This window comes from Clostridiales bacterium (assembly GCA_017961515.1).
In the GTDB taxonomy this organism is placed as follows: domain Bacteria; phylum Bacillota; class Clostridia; order Acetivibrionales; family RGIG10202; genus RGIG10202.
The window spans coordinates 1-21,627 of the sequence record JAGCXC010000025.1 but is presented as its reverse complement, the minus strand read 5'-3'; the positions used below and the strand labels follow the sequence as shown (position 1 = coordinate 21,627).

Sequence of the window (21,627 nt, the reverse complement as noted above, 5' to 3'; positions counted from 1 at the left end):
TGGAGTAGGTGGAAATAAATTTTTACCTGAAGGGAAACTAACTAGAGAGCAATTTGCGACTATCATAGTGCGTATATTAAATTTGCAGGTTAATGCACTAATGAATAGGTCCAAGTCTGTGTTTAGTGATGTAGAGGTTAATAGATGGTCAGTAGGATATATAAATGAAGCATATGCTCATGGTCTAATAACAGGGAAAACAGACGGCCTATTTTATCCAGAGGAAAACATAACATTTGGACAGGTATGTACTATTTTGGTAAAAACACTAGGATACACTGATAATGATTTGGTTGGAGTTTGGCCTAATAATTATATTAACAAAGCTAACGATTTAGAAATAACAAAAAATCTTAATATAAATCCATTTTCTGAAGTTAGAAGAGACCAAATGGCTTATATTCTGGACAATTTTTTAAATGCTAAGCCTAAGAATAGTGATATAACTGTTGCTAAAAAGTATGACATATACGTAGAGGATATCATAATTGGAAACACAGTAACAAATGACAATCTAAAAAGTAATCAAATAATAACATCTCAAAATGGTATTTTGGATAAAAAAGGCGGTGTGTACAATACTAATTTAGGAGAAAAATATGATTTTGTTATAAAGAATAATGTTGTTGTAAAAGCGATAAATCTTGATAGTAGAGTGGAAAAGCTTACAGTATATGACTATAAAGATGGTAATCTAAGTTATCGCGATGGAAATAAAATAAAAGCTACAGTTTTAAGTGAGAAAAATACCTATTATTATAATGGCGTAAAAATAGATTTCACACAATTGGATCAAGTAATAAAAAGAAATTCGGTATTGATATATACTTACGATGACAAGAACAATATAACAATAAATGCGGTAATTGTTGTAGATCCAGTATATAGTACACCACATATTGTTAATGATAACATAGAAGAAGGAGTGCTAGATGATTTTGATTTAAATGGTGTAACTATTCTAAAGGATGGCAAATATATTTCAAAGGATGAATTGGAAAATAGAGATGTTGTGTATAAAATAGAAAGTTATCTTGGTACAGAAAGCTATTATGAAGCTATACATGAGAATGTACAAGGAGAATTGACAAATATTTTACCAACTAAATCTACGCCATCTCAAATAGAAGTTGATAATGTAACATACAATATAAGTAAGTATATGCCACTTAGCAAAATAACAAATAGTAGAAATGGATATGATATATCTGACAAAGTTTGTTTGATATTTGGATATGACGGAAAAGTAGTAGATATAATGGATAAGGGATTAAAAAGTGGAAAGTATCAGAAACTACGAATATTGGGTAATAGTAGAAGTGTTGATATATATGAAAACAATCAGGTATTAACAGACAGTGGTATATATTATGTTTTAGATACTTTGGGCGAATTAGAACTTGGTGCAAAGTATGAAGCAATAGTAGATGGCGATACAATAGTACGTTTGGGAGAAAAAGAAAAAAATCAACTAGAGATAACTGTACGAAACGTAGATGGACAAAAAGTGACATATGGGAATAATGAAGTTATGTTATTACCAAGCAGACCAACATATTACTATAACGGTTCAAAGATAGAATATAAAAAGGTGGCAGATCTTCTAACATATAATTCTTCACTAATATTTACGTATAACGAAACAAAGACAGGATTTGAATATGCAATTGTTGTGGATCCAGTTTACTCACGACCTGAGTTCGTAGTAGGGTTTAACTCATATTTACACACAAAGGTAGGATCAATAAACTTTAAAAATGATATACCTGTAGTTATACAAAAAGAAGGAGAAGACATAGGAGAAACAACCGATATATATGATATAGGTAACTATACAGTAATGTATAAAATAAGCGATTATTGGGGAAAGAATGAGTACTTGTTGATATTAAATACACAAGTATCTGGAACAATAGAGGAATTTATTCCATCTAGATTAAACGTTAATTCACTAAAAATAAATACGGGTAATGGATACGAAACATATAAATTAAGCGAATATTTTGATATAAACTTATTGACGAATAATAGGAACTTAAATTTGTATCGAAAGGGAACTGGAGTTAAGTTATATCTTGATAAGGATAACAAAATTATATATCTAGATTAGAAATTTGAGCACAGGAGGTAAAATTCCTTCTGTGCTATTTAGGAAAAGAATGTCACATGGAGATGGTAGGTTTAAATTTTCTAAACCATAAATCTAGCTGGATAAGGTAAGCATAAAGCTGTGGAGTAGCCATTAATTGCCCATACCAAGGAGATGTATAGTTTGAGTCAGCATTTAATAATTTGTGTAGTTTCTTGTAATCAACTAATGATAATAAATATGAGGAACTATCACTTAGTACGTCAAGTAATCGTTTTTTTAATATTTCTTCAAATAGTGGATTGTATGTTTTAGGATAAGGATTCTTTTTACGACATAAAACTTCTTTTGGTAAAATACCCTCCATTGCTTTTCTAAGAAGACCTTTTTCTGAATTATTATATTTCATCATATCCCAAGGTATATTCCAAGTATATTCAACAATTCTATGATCACAAAAAGGTACACGTACTTCAAGTCCACATGACATGCTCATTCTATCTTTTCTTTCTAATAAGTTTGCCATAAACCAAGTATAATTTAAATAAAACATTTTTCTTCTTTTTTCAGTTATCATATCATCTAATTCAAATGTTGGCATGTCATTAAAAGTTTGTTCATAGCGTGCATTCAAATATTCATCAGGCTTTAAAAGATTTAATAGATCTTGAGATAAGATATTTATCTTATCATTATTTTTCTGTATCCACGGGAATTGATTTGAAGTTAACACATCTTCATTGAAATACCACGGGTATCCACCAAAAATTTCGTCAGCACATTCCCCAGATAAAGCCACGACAAAGTCTTTCTTTATTTCTCGGCAAAACAATAGCAACGACGAATCTATATCAGCCATACCAGGTAAATCTCTTGCATTTAAAGCATCTTCTAGACTATCTATTTGTTCGGTTACATTTAATGTAATTTTGTGGTGTTTGGTATTGGAATTATGGACTACCATGTCGATCCATTTGTCATCCATACTAGGTTGAAATTTTCCTGCTTTAAAAAATTTCTCATTATCAGTAAAATTTAATGAATAGGTATGTAGTATACGGTTTTGCTTTTTGTATTGTGAAGCTGCAACAGATGTTATTATACTAGAATCTAGACCGCCGGATAAAAAAGTACATAAAGGAACATCTGAAATTAATTGCCGATTGATTGAATCGTTTACTAAAAATCGTAGTTTTTCCAACGTCTCATCTAAAGAATCATTGTGCTTCCTAGATATTAAACTCCAATATTTTTTTGTTGTAAGGTTAAAACCATCAAAGGTTAAATAGTGAGCAGGTTTTAATTCATGCACATTTTTGAATATACCTAATCCAGGAGTTCTGGATGGGCCTAAAAATAGAATATCTGATAAGGATGTTTTGTCAATAATAGGGCTAACTGCGGGATGACACAAGAGACTTTTTAGCTCTGAACCGAAGATTAAAAGATCTTCATTATAAAAATAAAATAGAGGCTTTACCCCAAAACGGTCTCTTGCTAGGAACAATCTTCTTTTGTTTTCATCCCATATTGCAAAAGAGAATATACCATTTAATTTATCTAACATAAAGGTATCCCACTCGATATAAGCGCTTAGTAATACTTCTGTATCTGATGTTCCTAAAAAAGAATAATTTTTGCGCATAAGTTCATCTCGAAGTTCTTTAGTATTATAAATTTCACCATTATATGTAATAACATATGTATTATTATTTTTTTTGATAACCATTGGTTGAGATCCGTTATAAGGATCGACAACTATTAACCTAGAATGTCCTAATAGTACGTGATTAGAAGCCCATATAGAAGATGCATCAGGACCTCTGTGTTTAATAGCATAAGTCATATTTTGTATAATTGGCAAATTAGTATAAATATTATCTTTAATATTCATAATTCCAGCTATTCCGCACATATTTTCACCTCAAAAGAAATAATAGATAATATATGTAAAAGAAGAAAAATATGTTACTAACAAAATATAAACAATTTTATTTTTTGTATAGTTTAAGGTATATATAAATGTATAACAAAAGCACTTTTATACCAAAAAGTTACAAAAAATTCTAAAAACATATTGACAACAGAATGTAAATGGCGTAAAATGATACGGAAAGAGAAAAGTTACTAGAAAGCAGGGGGAGTTTTATGAAACGCATGTTTTTCAAATTAAGAAATTCAGTTGAATTTGTGGGAATTTATATTAGAGCTAAATTTATAAAATTCACAAAGAGAAATGATTATACAAGATTGTTTAGGTTCGCATGTAAAACGAAGAATTTGTCTGCTATAAGATTTTTAATTAAAGAGAATCCTGAATTAAATAAACAAAATATGGAGGCTTCGTTATTAGAAATGGCGTGTGAACAGGGGAATATTTTATTTACGAAAGAACTTATTGAAAAAGGAGCAAATGTTAACCAGAAGACAAAAGATGGATATAGTATGATGGATATAGCATTGAAAAATAAAAACAAAAATTTGACCTTGCTTTTATTGGACAATTTTGCTGAATATAGATTAACAGATAATATAAGTAATCCTGTAATAAAAAGTATTTTAGAACAACCAAGTGTAGAAGTTAAAACAAGGTTATGCATTGAATCAATGAATACAAACAAACTTAGATCAATACTTTTGTCATATTATGAAAAAGTACAAAGAAATTCAACTAAAACAAAAAAGTATTTAGAGTGGGTAAGAAAGAATGTAAAAGATATTTATGATGAACAGCAAGCAAAAAAAATGCGAAAGGTAATAAATAGTTTTGAGATAAGTGAACTTGAGCATTTTGATGAAATACCAGAAAAAGAAGCTATAAGATTATTAGAAGAAGCATGGGATTGCAGAAATATGGAATCAATAAAGATTTTACATAGAAGAAAAATAGATATTACTAAGGCTAATGATATGTATATGGAAGAATTATTGGAAGCATGTAGAGAAGGAAGTATTGAATCAGCGGAAACTTTATTAGATAAAGATATCAATATAAATGAGGAGATTTTAGCGCTAAATAGTAAGAATGAGGTTTGTGTTATTACGCCGTTAATAGGAGCTTGTTTAAATTTTAAAGAAGAATTTGTACAATATTTAATTCTTAAAGGGGCAGATATTAACAAGAGTTGTTACAACGTAGGAACTCCATTAGATGTGGCTTTTAAATATGAAAATGTACAGCTTATAAAATTGTTAATAGAAAATTTTGTAAAAATAGATTTAGATAAAGAATCTAAGGGAGAACATAAAGATATTATGAAAGATGTTCTTAATGGTACAAGCGTAATTGTTATGATGCGATCAGCAATTCACACAAAAGATGTACAATTATTCGGTACATGTTTGAATTTGTTATATTATGCATTAAATGTAGAATATAGTGGCGTAGTTAGTTATTTAGACAAGTTTGTAAAAGAAATTAAACAAGAAGTGTCAGAGGTTAAGGATGAAAATGCAAATCAAAAAATGTCAGTTTTAATACAAAATTTTGAAGATAAAAAAATGGGCAGAAGTAAAAATGATCTTTTAGTAAATGCTTGTATCGAAAGAGACATTTCTGGTGTTATATATTTATTAGAACAAGGGGCTCTTGTAAATCCAAATAATAGCTTTATTACTCCATTGGTGGCAGCTTGTTATATAGGAGATACAGAAATAATAAAATGCTTGATAGAAGCTGGAGCGGATGTGAATCGAACAGGATATTTTAACGATACTAAGTTGAAAAAAAGTGTTTGTGAAGGTACTCCTTTAATGGTAGCTACTAAAATGAAAAGATTAAATGTAGTGGAATGTTTACTAAGTGGAAAATCGTATGTAGAGGTAAATAAAAAAGATTTTTTAGGTAATACAGCTTTATTTTACGCTGTAGAGAATAAAGATTTTGATATAGCAAAAGAATTGATAGAGAAGGGGAAAGCTGATGTAAATATTATTGCCTTAGGCGGAGATACCGTTTTAATAAAAGCTGTTCGAAATAATGATGAAGTTTTGGCTAAATATTTAATAGAGAAGGGGGCCGATATAAACTATACAACAAATTCAGGAACTAATGCATTGAAGGTTGCTATAGAAAATAAAAATTTACAGTTAACTAATTTACTCATTGATAACTTTGTTGATTTAGACATCTTCGATAAAGAGAAAGAAGGAAAAAATAAAGAATTTATTGAATCAATTTTTAAAAATAGAAATGTCAGATTTTTTTTAAGAAGTGGTGATTGCCAAGGCTTTAGTGAGGCTTTGTTATTATGTTATAAGGACAAATCTGTAAGATATATCCAATCATTAAAAGAAGAAATAAAGTGAATTAATATCAAATCTATAGCAGAAGAAATGTTACAAGCGTTAGAAGATTGCCCATATACACTGTTTAGAGAATCGATTTGTAATAGAGATATAGAAACAATGAATTGGTTAATTGATAATAAAAGAGTGAATGTTAATAAAAGTTGGTCAAGTGGTGTAACACCTTTAGTATTAGCTGTACTAGCACAAAATATAGATGTTGTAGATATTCTGTTGGACAAAGGAGCTAATACAGGATTTCAAGTTGCGTTGTTAGCAGCTCAAAAAATGGGAAACATTAGTATGGTAAAGGTATTATCAAAAGACACAAAAAATTCGGGTACTAATATTGAAAGAAACCTAGGCAGATTGTCATTAAAAACTCTTGATGCTGTAGACGTTAAAACGGAGGGTAAAAAATTATATATTTTTAACAAAAATTCAATTTAATATTTTGAAATTGTCGTAAAAATAGCCAAAAAAAATGTTTTTTGTAAAAATTAAGGCAAATAAGAATTGCAAATAATAAATTATTATCTTATAATTAACAGGTCAGAAGAAAAACCTGTAATTAACAGGAGAAGAAGGGGTAAATTTTATGTTTAGAATAACACCGAAAGAAGAAATATTTTTTGATTTTTTTGTAGAGATTGTTAGGAAAAATGTGGAGGCAGCGGAGCTATTTTTTGATCTAGTAAGCAACTATAGTAACGTGAAGGAAAAAATAAAAAGTATAGAAGTCATAGAGCACGATTGTGATGCAATAGTGCATAAAGTATTCAGACAATTAGATGCTTCGTTTATTACCCCCATAGACAGAGAAGATATACATTTGATCGCAAAAGAGCTGGATGATATTACTGATCAAATAGAAATGACAGCACAAAGGTTTATGATGTATAATGTGGACACTATAAAAAAAGAGGCTATAGAGTTAGCTAAGCTTGTTATAGATGCTACAAAAGAATTGGAAGTTCTAATAGAAGATTTGAGATTTATGAAAAAGAAAACAGAAAAAATTCACAATAAAATAATAGACATTAATAAAATCGAAAATGATGGAGATTACGTATTCAGGGGAGCAATGAAGGATTTATTCTCTCACGAAAAAGATGTTATGCAAGTTATAAGATGGAAATCTATTTATAATTTTTTGGAGGAAATTCTAGATTCCTGTGAAGACGTTGCAAACATTATAGAAGGGATTGTAATGAAACATGTTTAGTACATCAAGTATGTTCCTAATTTTTATTATTGTATTAACATTATTATTCGATTTTATTAATGGTTTTCATGACACCGCGAACTCGATAGCGACGTCTGTTTCAACTAGGGTCTTGTCGCCCAAACAGGCAATAGCTATGGCTACGATACTAAATTTTGTTGGAGCGTTAATTAGTAGTAAAGTTGCAAAAACGATATCAGCGGGTCTTATAAAAAGTGGCGCAGCTAATGGCCAGTACGCTATAATAGCAACTTTAATAGCAGCTATTATATGGAATCTTATTACTTGGCATTTTGCTATTCCTAGTAGTTCGTCACACGCGATGATAGGCGGATTAATTGGATCATCGATGGTGTTTGCTAGATCTGTTGATGTGGTAAATTGGATAGGTTATGGTGGAGTTGTACAAAAAGTTATAATACCATTGTTTATAGCACCGTTATTGGGATTGTTTATAGGATATTTGTTGATGTCGATATTATATGAAGTACTACGACCATTTACACAAGCTTTTGTTAATAGATGGTTCTCGAAATTTCAAATTATATCGGCAGCTTTTGTTGCGTATTCTCATGGTAGTAATGATGCTCAGAAATCTATGGGTATAATAACATTAGCGTTAATATCTACTGGTATTTTGGGTCCTGATGCAGATGTACCGCTTTGGGTAAAATGTGCTTGTGCTATTGCCATGGCATTGGGTACATCTATAGGAGGATGGAAAATAATGAAAACGATGGGACTTAGTATGATAAAGCTTCAGCCTATAGGTGGTTTTGCAGCACAAACAGGAGCCGCGGTTATAATAGAGACTATGTCGCATTTTGGAGCTCCAGTTAGTACAACGCAAGTTATAACTACATCAGTTTTAGGTGTGGGAGCTGCAAAAAGGGCATCGGCTGTTAGATGGGGTGTTGTAAGAGAAATAGTTATAGCATGGATTATAACTTTGCCGTTGACAGCTCTTATGGGGGCAGGTATTGCATATTTGATGCAAATGTTTGTTTGATTTGTTATAGAAAATTAGTAAAAGAGTAATGTTATGTTAAGGACAGTGTGTGTAATTAAGGCTAATGATAGTAACCTAATTCTACTAAAATTCCAGAATACAACTAAAATGTATGTTAGCTTGCGACACACGTGTCCTACGAGATGTAAAGTAAAGCATAAGATTGTTCGAAAAAAGGAATGAAAACTTATCTTTATTTGTATAATAAATTAAGCAATAAAGTCCTTAGATAGCATACGATCAGTTTAGCTAAGAAAAGGAGATGAGATTTTATCATGATAAAATGTTCAGTGTGTAAAGAAAATATGGCTCTTATTTTTGTTACTAAATATATAAATGGTAAGCAAGTTCAAGAAGGACTTTGCTTGAAGTGTGCTAAAAAACAAGGCTTAAAGCCAGTAGATCAATTACTAGAACAGAGCGGAGTTACTGAAGAAGAATTAGATGATTTAAATAATCAAGTTGGAAATATTTTTAATACAATGGACATGGAGGGCTTTGGAAATTTGGAAGATGAAGATGATAATATGTCTAAGGGTATGTACATGAAATTTTTCAACGGATTTTCTACTAATAATGATTCCATGACTGATGATGATATAAATTCCAATGTTAGAGTGAAGACTAGAAATGGTGCTAAGAAAAAATATTTGGATGCATATGGAACTAACTTGACTAAGAAAGCCAAGGAAAATAAACTTGATTTGGTGGTAGGAAGAGAAAAGGAGTTAGAGCGAGTTATTCAAATATTGAATAGGAGAAATAAAAACAATCCTGTTCTAATAGGAGAGCCCGGAGTAGGAAAAACAGCTATTGCAGAGGCTTTAGCACAAAGAATTGTTCAAAGAAACGTACCAATTAAATTATTTAATGCAGAAGTGTATATGTTAGATTTTACAAGTATAGTTGCAGGAACTCAATTTAGAGGACAATTTGAGGGGCGAATGAAAGGAATACTAGAAGAAGCTATATCATTGGGCAATGTTATATTAGTTATAGACGAATTGCATAATATTATGTCCGCCGGGGAAGCTGATAGTGCCATGAATGCAGCCAATATATTAAAGCCTGCATTATCAAGAGGAGAAATTCAAATTATAGGTGCTACAACACTTGAAGAATATAGAAAATATATCGAAAAAGATAAAGCATTAGAAAGAAGATTTCAGCCCGTACTAGTAGAAGAACCCACTGCAGAAGAGACAATTGAGATATTAAATGGAATTAGGGAATATTATGAAAATTATCATAAAGTAAAAATTTCAGATGAAGTTATTCGAGGTGCGGTTGATTTATCTCAAAGATATATAACAGATAGATTTTTGCCAGATAAAGCGATTGATGTAATTGATGAGGCATCTTCTCGTGCTAATTTGAGCAATTTAAATTTGGCGAATTTAGAAAAAGTTAAAGAAGACCTAAGGATTATTCAAGAAGAGAAAGATTCAGCAGTAATGGCAGATTCAATAGAAGATTATCAAAAAGCAGCCGATCTTAAAATACGAGAATGTAAACTTGAACAGGAATTAAAAGAGTATGAAAATCAAAATATACCTGTTGAAGTAACATATAACGATATTGCAAAAGTAATAGAGATGTGGACTAAAATTCCAGTACAAAAGATAAGTGAAGTAGAAACACAAAAATTATTAATGTTAGAAGAAAGACTTCATAAGAGTATAGTAGGGCAAGATAAGGCAGTTTCAGTTTTATCAAGTGCGATAAGAAGAAATAGAACAGATTTTAGAAGTAAAAAGAAACCCGTATCATTTATTTTTGTTGGCCCAACTGGAGTAGGAAAAACTGAATTGGTAAAAGCCGTAACCAGAGAGTTATTTGGAGACGAAAAATTTTTAATCAGATTAGATATGTCGGAATACATGGAAAAACACACTGCATCAAAGCTTATAGGTGCACCTCCAGGTTATGTAGGATACGATGAGGCAGGGCAATTAACACAAAAAATTAGGAGAAATCCTTATTCTGTTATATTGCTTGATGAAATAGAAAAAGCGCATCAAGATGTTTATAATATATTACTACAAATTTTAGATGATGGTATTTTAACAGATAGTCATGGTGTCAAGGTAGATTTTTCAAACACTATAATAATAATGACTTCAAATGCGGGAACAAATTCGAAAGGTAATGGTATAGGCTTTTTTCAAGATTCATATGACATGTTAGAAAATAAAGTACAAGGTGAATTAAAACAGATTTTTAAACCAGAGTTTTTAAATAGAGTAGATGATGTGGTTATATTTAAAGAGCTTTCTCGTGAAGAATTAAAAGAAATAATTGGTATGATGCTTTCTGAGGTTAAGGCAGAAATAGAAAATAAAAAAATGACTGTATCAATTGAAAAGGGTGTACATGATATAATATTAGAACAAGGATATGATACTAAGTATGGAGCAAGACCATTGCGAAAAACAATACAAAAGTTAATAGAAAATCCTTTATCTGATAATTATTTAAAAGGGGTATATAAAGAGGGAAGTAATATAAAAATTCATGTAAAAAATGGCAAAATAGTTATTGATTAAATGTCAATTTTTTAAATAAAAAATCGATAAAAAAGATAAAATGCTCTAATTTTAGGTATTGTAATTTTTTGGGTATTGTGCTATAATTATTGGAGGTTGTTTGATATACAAAATAAGTTATATGGAGGGAGTTAAAATGTTTAGTAAAACAACAGTAAGATGGATTACACTTATATTGGCAGGGATATTTTTGCTATCATCAGTTGGAGTAATAGGTTCATCTTTCTTTGGATTTTAGTATTAACGCAGGGGAGAAATATTTATGGTTGATTTTATTCAAAAATTAAACATAATAAATGTTGGGAACACAGGTGAAATGATATCGCTTGTGTTAGATTGCTTGATAGTGTCATATATTGTGTATAAGATAATAACAATAGTAAGAGAGACAAGGGCGTGGCAGCTTTTAAAAGGTGTAATTATAATATTTGTGGCAGCTAAAGTCACTAGAATATTGGGTTTAAAAGTGACTTCAGATATTTTAAATTCAGCTATTTCGTATATAGCGCTCGCCTTTGTGGTTTTATTTCAGCCTGAATTGAGAAGAACCCTAGAAAAGATAGGCAACAGTAAATGGGGTGATTTCTTTAACATAAGTACTAAGAATGAGGACATACTACTAAAGAAAAAGTTAATGATAGAAGAAATAGTACAAGCTGTATCCAACTTGTCGAAATCATCGACTGGCGCAATAATTATTTATGAAAGAGAAACAAAATTAGGGGAAATAATAAACACAGGAACAAAATTAGATGCGTGTGTTTCGAGTGACTTATTAGAAAATATATTTATTCCTAATACTCCATTGCATGATGGAGCCGTAGTTATAAGAGATACTAGAATAATAGCTGCAGCATGTATTTTAATACTCACCAATAGTAAAGAAATAGGTAAGAGGTTAGGTACTAGGCATAGAGCTGCGATGGGAATTACAGAGATTTCAGATTGTTTAGCTATAACAGTTTCAGAAGAAACAGCTGAGATTTCATTTTATATGAATGGTAAGATGTATCATGCTATATCTACAGAGGCTTTGAAGGAATATTTATCGAAAGTACTTCTAGAAGGTGAATTAAATTATGTTGAAGATAAATATTCAATAATTCACTCATTTAGAGGTGTTAGACGAGGGAAATAAACTAATAAGGGATTTTATGATATAGATATAGGAAAAATACAGTTTGGGGTGGTTTTTTTTGAAAGTTGCGTTGGTTTTAGAAGGCGGAGCAATGCGTGGTTTATATACTGCAGGTGTGTTAGATGTTTTTATGAACAATAACATAGTTGTTGATGCCGTTATTGGGGTTTCTGCCGGAGCGTTGTTTGGAGTAAATTACATATCTAATCAAGCGGGAAGGGCGTTAAGATATAGTAAAAAATATTTAAATGATAAACGGTACATGGGTTTTTATTCATTGATTACCACAGGTGATATCATGAATAAAGATTTTTGTTTTAATGAACTTATATATAAATTAGATAGATTTGATTTTGAATCTTTTAAGAATTCTAAAATTGACTTCTATGCAACAGTTACAAACTTAAATACAGGAGAGGCAGAGTACATAAAAATAAATGATTTAGATGATGGACATAATTTAGAATATCTAAGAGCCTCAGGTTCCATGCCATTAGTGTCTAATATAGTTAAAATTGATAAAAACGAGTATTTAGACGGTGGTATTGCAGATAGCATTCCTGTTAAAAAAGCACGTAAGTTAGGTTACGACAAAATTATTGCGGTATTAACCAGACCAGAAGGTTATAAAAAGAAAAAATCAAATTGTTTTTTGTATAATATTGTATATAGTAAATATCCTAAATTTGTAGAAACCGTAAAGAAAAGGTATAAGAATTATAACAATACTATTGATTATATAAACTCTTGTAAGAGAGAAAAGAGTATTTTTGTTATAAGACCTACAAAAGATTTAAAAGTTAAGAGATTAGAAAAAAACATTATAAAGGTAGAAAATTTATATAATTTAGGTGTACTTGACGCTCAGAAGGCGTTGGAAAACTTAAAAAAATATCTTGGTTTGTGTTAAAAAAGCCCAAAAATTTCCTCAATATAAATCCTTACCGTAGAAAAGCTTATCTAGAAGATAGGCTTTTTCACTTATTAAAAGAAGGATTTTTTTGTTTCAATGTCTAATTATATAATAGCGGTGTATAACCAACGTAGGAGGTGTTTGCTATGTATAATAAAACAGACGAAGCTATGGATAACAAAGTAATAATACATGAATTATCAAAGATATATGATGATATGAATGTTGTTATAGAGAAACTATCTAATTCATCAGATGAAATTGATGATGATACAATAAGCATGTATGAAAACATAAATCAAAAGAGGCTTGAAGCCATAAAATTATTTGAACAATATGAACCTACTGATGATCCAATTGATACTACAAATTTAAAAACTCTAAGAAAAGGAATTATGAATATTGTTAATGCAGCAAAAGCAAGCATGTTAAAAGAAAATTCATATGACAGTCAAAGAGGTATAAATAGAATATCTTTAAGTACCTTAATCCCTGTATTTCGTTTTGAGTTACACCATATTCCGCAATTAAAACAAGAAATTTTTACTATACAATGTTATAATTTAATGCAAAGTTTTTATGAACAACAAACTGAAAGGATAAATACACAATTAGAAAAATCCAAAGAGGCTACCAAAACGTTGAATGAAGACCAAACTAGTATAACTACATTATTAAATGACTATACCACAATTGAAAAAATTTATAAGAATGTAACTGTTTCAGGCATATTAACAAAGGATTATAAAAAGTTTTCTTTAAAAATAGACAATAAAAATAGTATTTTGCTAGAGGTTGAAAATATGGACGATTCAATAAATAATTTTATTGCACATGTAAATACAATTGAAGAAGTTGAAAATGCAAAATTTGAACCCAATAATAAAGATATAAACTTAATAATAGATGACGATAGTGTTATTGAACTAGACGAGTTGAAGGAAATTAGCGAAAGTATAACACAAAACTTAAAAGAATTGCAAGAAACAGTACTCATGTTAAAAGATAAAAAAGTGTTATTGGACAAAGATAAAGAAAACTTAGATAAGGTAAAAGACGATTTCATGAAAAATGGAACGGAGTTGGAAATGAATGAAAATGGAGGATTACGCATGCAAGTAGATTGATTATAATGTGACCTTTAAGTTGACCTAAAATCAGATAAACTCTGGTTTTAGGTTTTTATTTTTTTAAAAACAAATACGTAATACAAACCGACTTTACGACTTGACAAATTAAATTTATCTATTGTATAATTTGGAAGTGAGGCTGTTAAGATTGTTAACCTTGGTAAAAGTTGTTAAGGTGTTTTGTTAAGGAGGTGTATAGAAATGGCAAATCCAAAGCGTAAATGGTCTAAAGCTAGAACTGGAAAGAGAAGATCTCAATGGAAACTCAGTGTTCCTAATCTAGTTAAGTGTCCACAATGCCACGAATTAAAGCTTCCACATAGAGTGTGCAGAGCTTGCGGTTATTATAATGGGAAAGAAGTTATAACAATAAAAAAAGCAGCAAATGAATAGGATTTCTATATAATTTGCGTTTAGTTGTTTTGTCTGGATGTACGTTCGTTCTAATGGATGTTTGTCCATTAGAACTGGTTTATGTACCACTCCTTTTTTGGGAGTAAAATGGATAATAAAATAGAGCAACAGATTGACTTCTGTTGCTTTTTTAGATATAGAGTTGGGAGGTACAAAAGAGGTGAAAGTTGTTGCAATAGTAGGTAGGCCCAATGTAGGTAAGTCGACTTTATTTAATTATATAGCAGGGAGAAGGATATCTATAGTTGATGATACTCCAGGGGTCACTAGGGATAGGATATATACTGAAGCTGAATGGAGAAATCAAAAGTTTAAAATTATTGATACAGGCGGTATAGAGCCTTATTCAGATGATGTGATATTGAAGCAAATGAAAAGTCAGGCAGAAGTAGCAATAGACACATCTGATGTTATAATATTTTTGGTTGACTGTAAAACAGGATTAACTGCTGCAGATAGGGAAGTGGCTTCTATCCTCCAGAGATCTAAAAAACCAGTAATACTTGCGGTTAACAAAATAGACAATATAGGTGAAATTCCATCAGATGCATATGAGTTTTACAATTTGGGTATGGGAGACTTTATTGCTATATCCTCTTCACATGGTTTAGGTATTGGAGACTTGTTAGACGAAGTATTCAAATATTTTGAAAATATTAATGTCGACCAGAATGATGAAGACACTATAAAGGTTGCTGTTATAGGAAAACCTAACGTTGGTAAATCTTCATTGATAAATAAAATATTGGGCGAAAATCGTGTTATAGTAAGTGACATCGCCGGTACAACAAGAGATGCAATTGACACTTATGTTACAGTAGGAGACTCAAAATATTTGTTCATAGATACTGCTGGAATACGCAAAAAAAATAAGATAGATGAGTCTATTGAAAAATATAGTGTTTTACGTGCATGGACTGCAGTAGACAGGGCAGATGTTTGCTTAATTGTTATAGATGCAACTCAGGGAGTTACAGAACAAGATACTAAAATAGCTGGATATGCTTATGAACAGGGAAAAGCATCTATAGTAGTAGTAAACAAATGGGATGCTGTGGAAAAGGATACAGGTTTTTTAGAAGAATACGAAAAAAGAATTAAAGAAGGTTTATCGTTTATGCAGTATGCTCCTTCAGTGTTTATATCAGCTAAAACAGGACAAAGGGTTAATAATTTATATGATTTGATAAATCATGTATACGGTCAATATTCCATCAGAGTTTCAACAGGAGTATTAAATGATTTATTAAATATGATTACTGCTATGGTTCAGCCCCCATCAGATAAGGGTAGACGTTTAAAGGTTTATTATATGACTCAAGCGTACTCAAAACCACCTGTTTTTATTTTATTTGTAAACAATGCCAAACTTATGCATTATTCTTACCAAAGATATATAGAAAATCAGCTAAGAAAGAGTTTTGGATTTGAAGGCACACCAATAAAATTTATTTTAAGAGAAAAAGGTGAAGAAAATTGGAAATAATATTTAAAGCTATAATTGTTTTGATAATTGGATATGTAATTGGTAGTCTAAATACGTCTATAATTGTTAGTAAGTTTTATGGAACGGATATACGAGAGCATGGTAGTAAAAATGCAGGTATGACAAACACTTTTAGAGTATTAGGTAAATTTGCTGGACTTTTAGTTATATTAGGTGATACCTTCAAAGGTATTTTGTCTGCGTACTTAGGAAAACTTGTATTAGGGCAGATAAATGGTGTATCAGAAGTTGGGATGTTGCTGGGTGGATTAGGTGCAATACTAGGACACAATTTTCCAATATTTTTTAGATTTAAAGGTGGAAAAGGCATTCTAACGACAGCAGCAGTTTTAACTTATATTGATTATAGAATTGCAGCAAGTTTGTTTCTGATATTTTTGGTTGTTGTTATTACTACAAGATATATCTCGTTAGGATCCATTGTATGTGCTGTATTAATACCATTTGCAGTCACTATATATAGGCATGACAACGCACGTTTGTATATGATTGTGTGGAGCATAATAGTAGCAATATCAGCTATTATAATGCATAGAGAAAATATAAAGAGACTCTTTAGTGGAACTGAGTCAAAGTTTTCAATAAAGAAGAAATCGTAGTTAATAGAAAAAGTATTTAAATTGAAAGAGAAAGGAAAATTATTATGAAAAAAATTGCAGTAATAGGAGCTGGGAGTTGGGGTGTTGCGCTGGCTAGAGTTCTTTCAAAAAAGAATGATAGAGTATATTTATGGTCATTTTTTGAAGATGAAGCACAAATGCTTCAAAAAGGAAGGGAACACAAATCTAAATTACCTAATATAATTTTACCAGAAAATATATTTTGTACGTCGGATATAAAGTTGGTATTAGAAGATGCAGATATGGCATTATTAGTGGTTCCATCCGATGTTGTTAGAAATACAGCTAAATTAATGAAACCATACATAACTAAAAATACTATTATAGTAAATTGTTCAAAAGGAATAGAACAAGGAACAGATCTTTTGATGACTCAGGTAATAGAACAAGAAATTTCAAATTGTAAAATAGGGGTTTTAACAGGGCCAACTCATGCAGAAGAAGTAGCAAGAGATATTCCTACTGCAATAGTTGCAGCATCTAATGACATAAAGACAGCAGAGTTTATACAAGATGCATTCATGTCAGAGTGTTTCAGAGTATATACAAATACAGATGTTATAGGTGTTCAATTGGGAGGAGCACTAAAAAATATCATAGCCTTGTGTGCAGGTATAACTGATGGATTAAATTTGGGAGATAATACAAAAGCTGCGTTAATGACTAGAGGTATGGCAGAGATCGTGCGTTTAGGAGTAGCGCTGGGTGCAAAAAAAGAAACATTTTCTGGTTTAACTGGCATAGGAGATCTTATAGTTACTTGTACAAGTATGCACAGCAGAAATAGGCGGGCTGGTATTCTAATTGGACAGGGAAAAACTCCTAGCGAAGCTATGGATGAGGTTAAAATGGTAGTAGAAGGTATAAAAACTGCAAAAGGTGCGTATGAATTATCACAAAAGCTTAATGTTTCTATGCCTATTACTAAAAAAGCATATGATATATTATTTAATGGCGTAGATCCACGATCTGCTGTATACGAACTAATGAACAGAGATAAAAAAAGCGAGGTATAATTAAATGTTAAAAAACATATTAGAGTGTGCAAAGGAGTTTAAGAAGCAATCAATATTAGCGGCAAGTTTTGTTGGCATGGAAGTTGTTATAGGAGTTTTGACACCTATAATTATGGCAAAATTAATTGACAAAGGTATAACTTTGGGGAATATAAATGTTGTTATAAAACTTGGTGTATTACTTGTAGTTATTTCTTTTGCATCTCTAATGTTTGGAGTTTTATGTGGCATATATACTGCCATCGCTTCAAATGGTTTTGCAAGGAACTTGCGTCGAAAGATATATTATAAAATTCAAGATTTTTCTTTTTTTAATATAGATAAATTTAAAGCATCAAGTTTGTTAACTCGATTAACTACAGACATAAACAATGTAAGACAAGCTTTTCAAATGAGCATACGCGTTGCAGTAGGGGCACCAATGATGCTTTTGTTTTCATTATTCATGGCATTTTCTATAAATAAAAAAATGTCTATAATTTTTGCTTTTGCTATAGTATTTTTAGGAACAGGACTATATTTTATAATTTCTAGAGTACATGTTCATTTTAAGAAAACTTTTGAAACGTATGATATGTTAAATAATGTAGTACAAGAAAATTTAAGAAACATAAAGACAGTTAAGTCTTATGTAAGAGAAGATTTTGAAAACAACAAATTCCAAAAAATTTCTAAAGAGCTATATAAAAACTTTATAAATGCGGAAAAGATAATTTCATTTAATTCTCCCCTTATGCAATTTTCTATATATACAAGTATAATTTTAATAGCGTGGTTTGGGAGTAAATTAATAACAGTAAATGGTATGACAAGAGGAGAACTTATTAGTTTTATTGCGTACACAGGACAAATACTAATAAGTCTTATGATGATATCGGGCGTATTAGTTATGCTTTTAATTTCTCGGAATTCTTTGGAGAGAATATATGAAATTTTAAGAGAAGAAATAGATCTAAAGGAGAAAAAAAATTCTGTAGGAATTATGGAAAGCGGTGACATAATTTTTAAAAATGTTAACTTTGGATATTTAAAAAGTGAAACTTTATGCCTAAAAGATATCAATATTAGTATAGAATCAGGCGAGAGTATTGGAATAGTGGGGGAGACAGGGAGTTCGAAATCAACTTTAGTACAATTAATACCGCGATTGTATGATGTTTCAGATGGCGAAATTTTGATTAATGGAGTCAACGTTAAAGACTACTCTATAGATGTTTTACGCGATAATATAGCTGTAGTATTCCAAAAAAATATTTTATTTAGCGGGACAATAAGAGAAAACTTGTGCATGGGAAATAATTCTTTATCGGATGAAGAAATTATGAATGCATGCGATATAGCTTGTGCAACAGAGTTTATTGAAAAATTAGAAAATAAGCTTGATTCAGAAGTAAAACAAGAAGGATCCAATTTCTCTGGCGGTCAAAAACAAAGGCTTTGTATTGCGCGTGCATTACTAAAAAAACCTAAGATATTAATTTTAGATGATTCAACTAGTGCAGTTGATACAAAGACAGATACAATGATAAGACAAGGATTAAAGAAAAATTTACCTAGCACAACTAAAATTATAATTTCGCAAAGAATATTGTCTGTACTAAATTTAGATAGAATCTTAGTAATGAATAATGGATGTGTAAATGCAATAGGAACTCACGATGAATTAATGAAAACTAATAAACTATACCAAGAAATATATAGATCGCAAGTAAGGGAGGAATATGAAAGTGAGAAAGAAACAACCATTTAAAAAAGTACAGTTAAAAAAGGGAACAGCTAAAAGGATGTTGTTATACGTATTGAGAAACTATTATGCATATTTTATAGCTGTAATATTTTTAATTTTTGTAAGCTGTTTTGTAAATGTGGCAAATTCTTTATTCTTACAAGTATTACTTGACGACTATATAACTCCATTGATAGGTACAAAAAATCCAAATTGGATTCCTTTGCTTAAGTTTATAATATATATGTCAATTGTATATGTTATTGGAACTTTTGCAACGTTCTTATATAATAGAATAATGATACGAATTTCTCAAGGAACATTGAAAAATATTAGAAACGAGATGTTTTTACATATGCAAAAATTACCCTTAAGGTATTTTTATACACACGAGTATGGAGACATAATGAGTGTATATACCAATGATACCGATACGTTAAGAGAAATGATAGGACAAGGATTACCTCAAATTTTTTCCTCTATATTAACTATAATCATGGTACTTATTGCAATGGTAAAAACTAATATATACCTAACTTGTTTGGTTTTGATTATAACTTTTGGCATGGTAGCTATAATAAAAAAAGTAACAAAAACTGGTTCTGAATATTTTTTAAAAGTTCAGGAATCTATCGGTAAAATTAATGGCTTTATGGAGGAGATGTTAAATGCACAAAAAGTTGTAAAATCGTTTTCGTATGAAAATGTTGTAAAAGAAAAGTTTAATACGTTAAATAACACTCTTTGTGAGGATTCAATAAAAGCCAATAAATATATATTACTAATATTCCCTATGATAGGAAACATCAGTAATATACAATATGTATTAATTGCAATATTGGGAGGAATTTTATCTATAAATTCTAATTTAGGAATTACATTGGGAAGCATAGCAAGCTTTTTACAGCTTAGCAAAACTATAGCTGGACCTATTCAACAAATATCTTTAGAGATAAATTCTATTGTTTTAGCACTTGCTGGGGCTGAAAGGATTTTTGATTTATTAGACGAGGAGATAGAGGATTACACTGGACATATAGATTTAGTAAATGTTGATATTAGTAAAGATAGTACACTTACAGAGGTTACATACGTTACAAACACTTGGGCGTGGAAAAATGTTATAGATGGCAGCTTAAAAAAAGTAGAAGGTAAGGTTCAATTTTTTGATGTTGGATTTGAGTATAAAGAAAATACACCTATATTAAAAAACTTTGGATTATACGCAAATCCTGGTCAAAAAGTTGCGCTTATTGGCGCAACTGGTGCTGGAAAAACAACAATAGCAAATTTAATAAATAGATTTTATGATATACAGCACGGTAAAATTTTGTTTGATGGAATAAATATAACAGACATAAAAAAATGCGCATTGAGAAATTCCATAGGAATGGTTTTACAAGATACGAATTTATTTACGGGAACCATAATGGAAAATATTCGCTACGGTAATCTAAGTGCATCTGACGAGGATATATATAATGCATCAAAGCTTGCACATGCGCATGATTTTATCAGTAAATTGCCAGATAGATATAATACAAAAATTTCAAATAATGGTGAAGATTTATCTGAAGGTCAAAGAAAATTGCTAGCAATAGCACAAGCAATTGTAAATAACCCTCCAGTTATGATATTGGACGAGGCTACATCATCTATAGATACCAGAACAGAAAAATTGGTTCAAAAAGGGATGGATGAATTAATGAAAGGAAGGACTTCTTTTGTTATAGCCCATAGACTTCAAACAATTCAAGATGCAGATGTAATTTTAGTAATAGATCATGGAGAAATAATAGAAAGAGGAAAGCACCAAGACTTAATAAACCATAGAGGTATTTACTACAATTTGTATATGGGAGCATTTTCATAAAATAACTTTTATCTTTAACAAGGCGGAAACCCACTGCCCTTGGGCGGTGGGAGGAGCCTCGCAGATTAATAACAATTAGCCTTGTGTTTCAATATACTTTTGTATAATCGCAGATGATACCTCTCCAATACTAC

The 21,627-nt window shown here is 30.5% G+C and carries 16 protein-coding genes; 15 read left to right on the top strand and 1 reads right to left on the bottom strand.

Annotated features, from left to right (window positions below; translation table 11 throughout):
• Positions 1-2,110, top strand: a 2,110-nt coding sequence (locus tag J6Y29_01455; GenBank protein MBP5426559.1) for an S-layer homology domain-containing protein, incomplete at its 5' end; no start/stop codon positions are given.
• A gap of 52 nt (positions 2,111-2,162) precedes the next feature.
• On the opposite strand, the gene asnB is transcribed toward J6Y29_01455, so the two are convergent.
• Positions 2,163-4,004, bottom strand: coding sequence for an asparagine synthase (glutamine-hydrolyzing) (asnB, locus tag J6Y29_01450; protein MBP5426558.1), 1,842 nt, complete (start codon positions 4,002-4,004; stop codon positions 2,163-2,165).
• Between the two features lie 233 nt (positions 4,005-4,237).
• On the opposite strand from asnB, the gene J6Y29_01445 reads away from it, so the two are divergent.
• From J6Y29_01445 to J6Y29_01380, 14 genes are all read left to right on the top strand, one after another.
• On the top strand, positions 4,238-6,397 hold the full coding sequence (locus J6Y29_01445) for an ankyrin repeat domain-containing protein (GenBank protein MBP5426557.1): 2,160 nt from the start codon (positions 4,238-4,240) through the stop codon (positions 6,395-6,397).
• Positions 6,398-6,424: 27 nt separating this feature from the next.
• Positions 6,425-6,826, top strand: a complete 402-nt coding sequence (locus J6Y29_01440; protein ID MBP5426556.1) for an ankyrin repeat domain-containing protein — start codon at positions 6,425-6,427, stop codon at positions 6,824-6,826.
• 148 nt (positions 6,827-6,974) lie between these two features.
• Positions 6,975-7,601 carry a DUF47 domain-containing protein gene (locus J6Y29_01435; GenBank protein MBP5426555.1) on the top strand — a complete coding sequence of 209 codons (627 nt, stop codon included), beginning with the start codon at positions 6,975-6,977 and terminating at the stop codon, positions 7,599-7,601.
• Positions 7,594-8,610, top strand: coding sequence for an inorganic phosphate transporter (locus tag J6Y29_01430; protein MBP5426554.1), 1,017 nt, complete (start codon positions 7,594-7,596; stop codon positions 8,608-8,610). Before J6Y29_01435 ends, J6Y29_01430 begins: the two co-directional genes overlap by 8 nt.
• Positions 8,611-8,885: 275 nt before the next feature.
• A complete protein-coding gene (locus J6Y29_01425) occupies positions 8,886-11,156 on the top strand; it encodes an ATP-dependent Clp protease ATP-binding subunit (GenBank protein MBP5426553.1) in 2,271 nt (756 codons plus the stop codon).
• 262 nt (positions 11,157-11,418) lie between these two features.
• Entirely contained in the window at positions 11,419-12,294 is an 876-nt protein-coding gene (gene cdaA, locus J6Y29_01420) for a diadenylate cyclase CdaA (GenBank protein ID MBP5426552.1), read from the top strand.
• Positions 12,295-12,352: 58 nt separating this feature from the next.
• Positions 12,353-13,204, top strand: a complete 852-nt coding sequence (locus J6Y29_01415; GenBank protein ID MBP5426551.1) for a patatin family protein — start codon at positions 12,353-12,355, stop codon at positions 13,202-13,204.
• Between the two features lie 149 nt (positions 13,205-13,353).
• Positions 13,354-14,334 carry a hypothetical protein gene (locus J6Y29_01410; GenBank protein MBP5426550.1) on the top strand — a complete coding sequence of 327 codons (981 nt, stop codon included), beginning with the start codon at positions 13,354-13,356 and terminating at the stop codon, positions 14,332-14,334.
• Between the two features lie 204 nt (positions 14,335-14,538).
• A complete protein-coding gene (gene rpmF, locus J6Y29_01405) occupies positions 14,539-14,730 on the top strand; it encodes a 50S ribosomal protein L32 (protein ID MBP5426549.1) in 192 nt (63 codons plus the stop codon).
• Positions 14,731-14,911: 181 nt separating this feature from the next.
• Positions 14,912-16,237 (top strand): ribosome biogenesis GTPase Der, encoded by a 1,326-nt coding sequence (gene der / locus J6Y29_01400; protein MBP5426548.1) that lies wholly within the window; start codon positions 14,912-14,914, stop codon positions 16,235-16,237.
• Positions 16,228-16,857, top strand: coding sequence for a glycerol-3-phosphate 1-O-acyltransferase PlsY (gene plsY / locus J6Y29_01395; protein ID MBP5426547.1), 630 nt, complete (start codon positions 16,228-16,230; stop codon positions 16,855-16,857). The genes der and plsY overlap by 10 nt, the downstream gene beginning before the upstream one ends.
• Positions 16,858-16,901: 44 nt before the next feature.
• Positions 16,902-17,894, top strand: coding sequence for an NAD(P)H-dependent glycerol-3-phosphate dehydrogenase (locus J6Y29_01390; protein ID MBP5426546.1), 993 nt, complete (start codon positions 16,902-16,904; stop codon positions 17,892-17,894).
• A gap of 4 nt (positions 17,895-17,898) precedes the next feature.
• Positions 17,899-19,644, top strand: a complete 1,746-nt coding sequence (locus J6Y29_01385) for an ABC transporter ATP-binding protein (protein ID MBP5426545.1) — start codon at positions 17,899-17,901, stop codon at positions 19,642-19,644.
• On the top strand, positions 19,616-21,493 hold the full coding sequence (locus J6Y29_01380; protein ID MBP5426544.1) for an ABC transporter ATP-binding protein: 1,878 nt from the start codon (positions 19,616-19,618) through the stop codon (positions 21,491-21,493). Before J6Y29_01385 ends, J6Y29_01380 begins: the two co-directional genes overlap by 29 nt.
• The last annotated feature ends 134 nt before the right edge of the window (positions 21,494-21,627 follow it).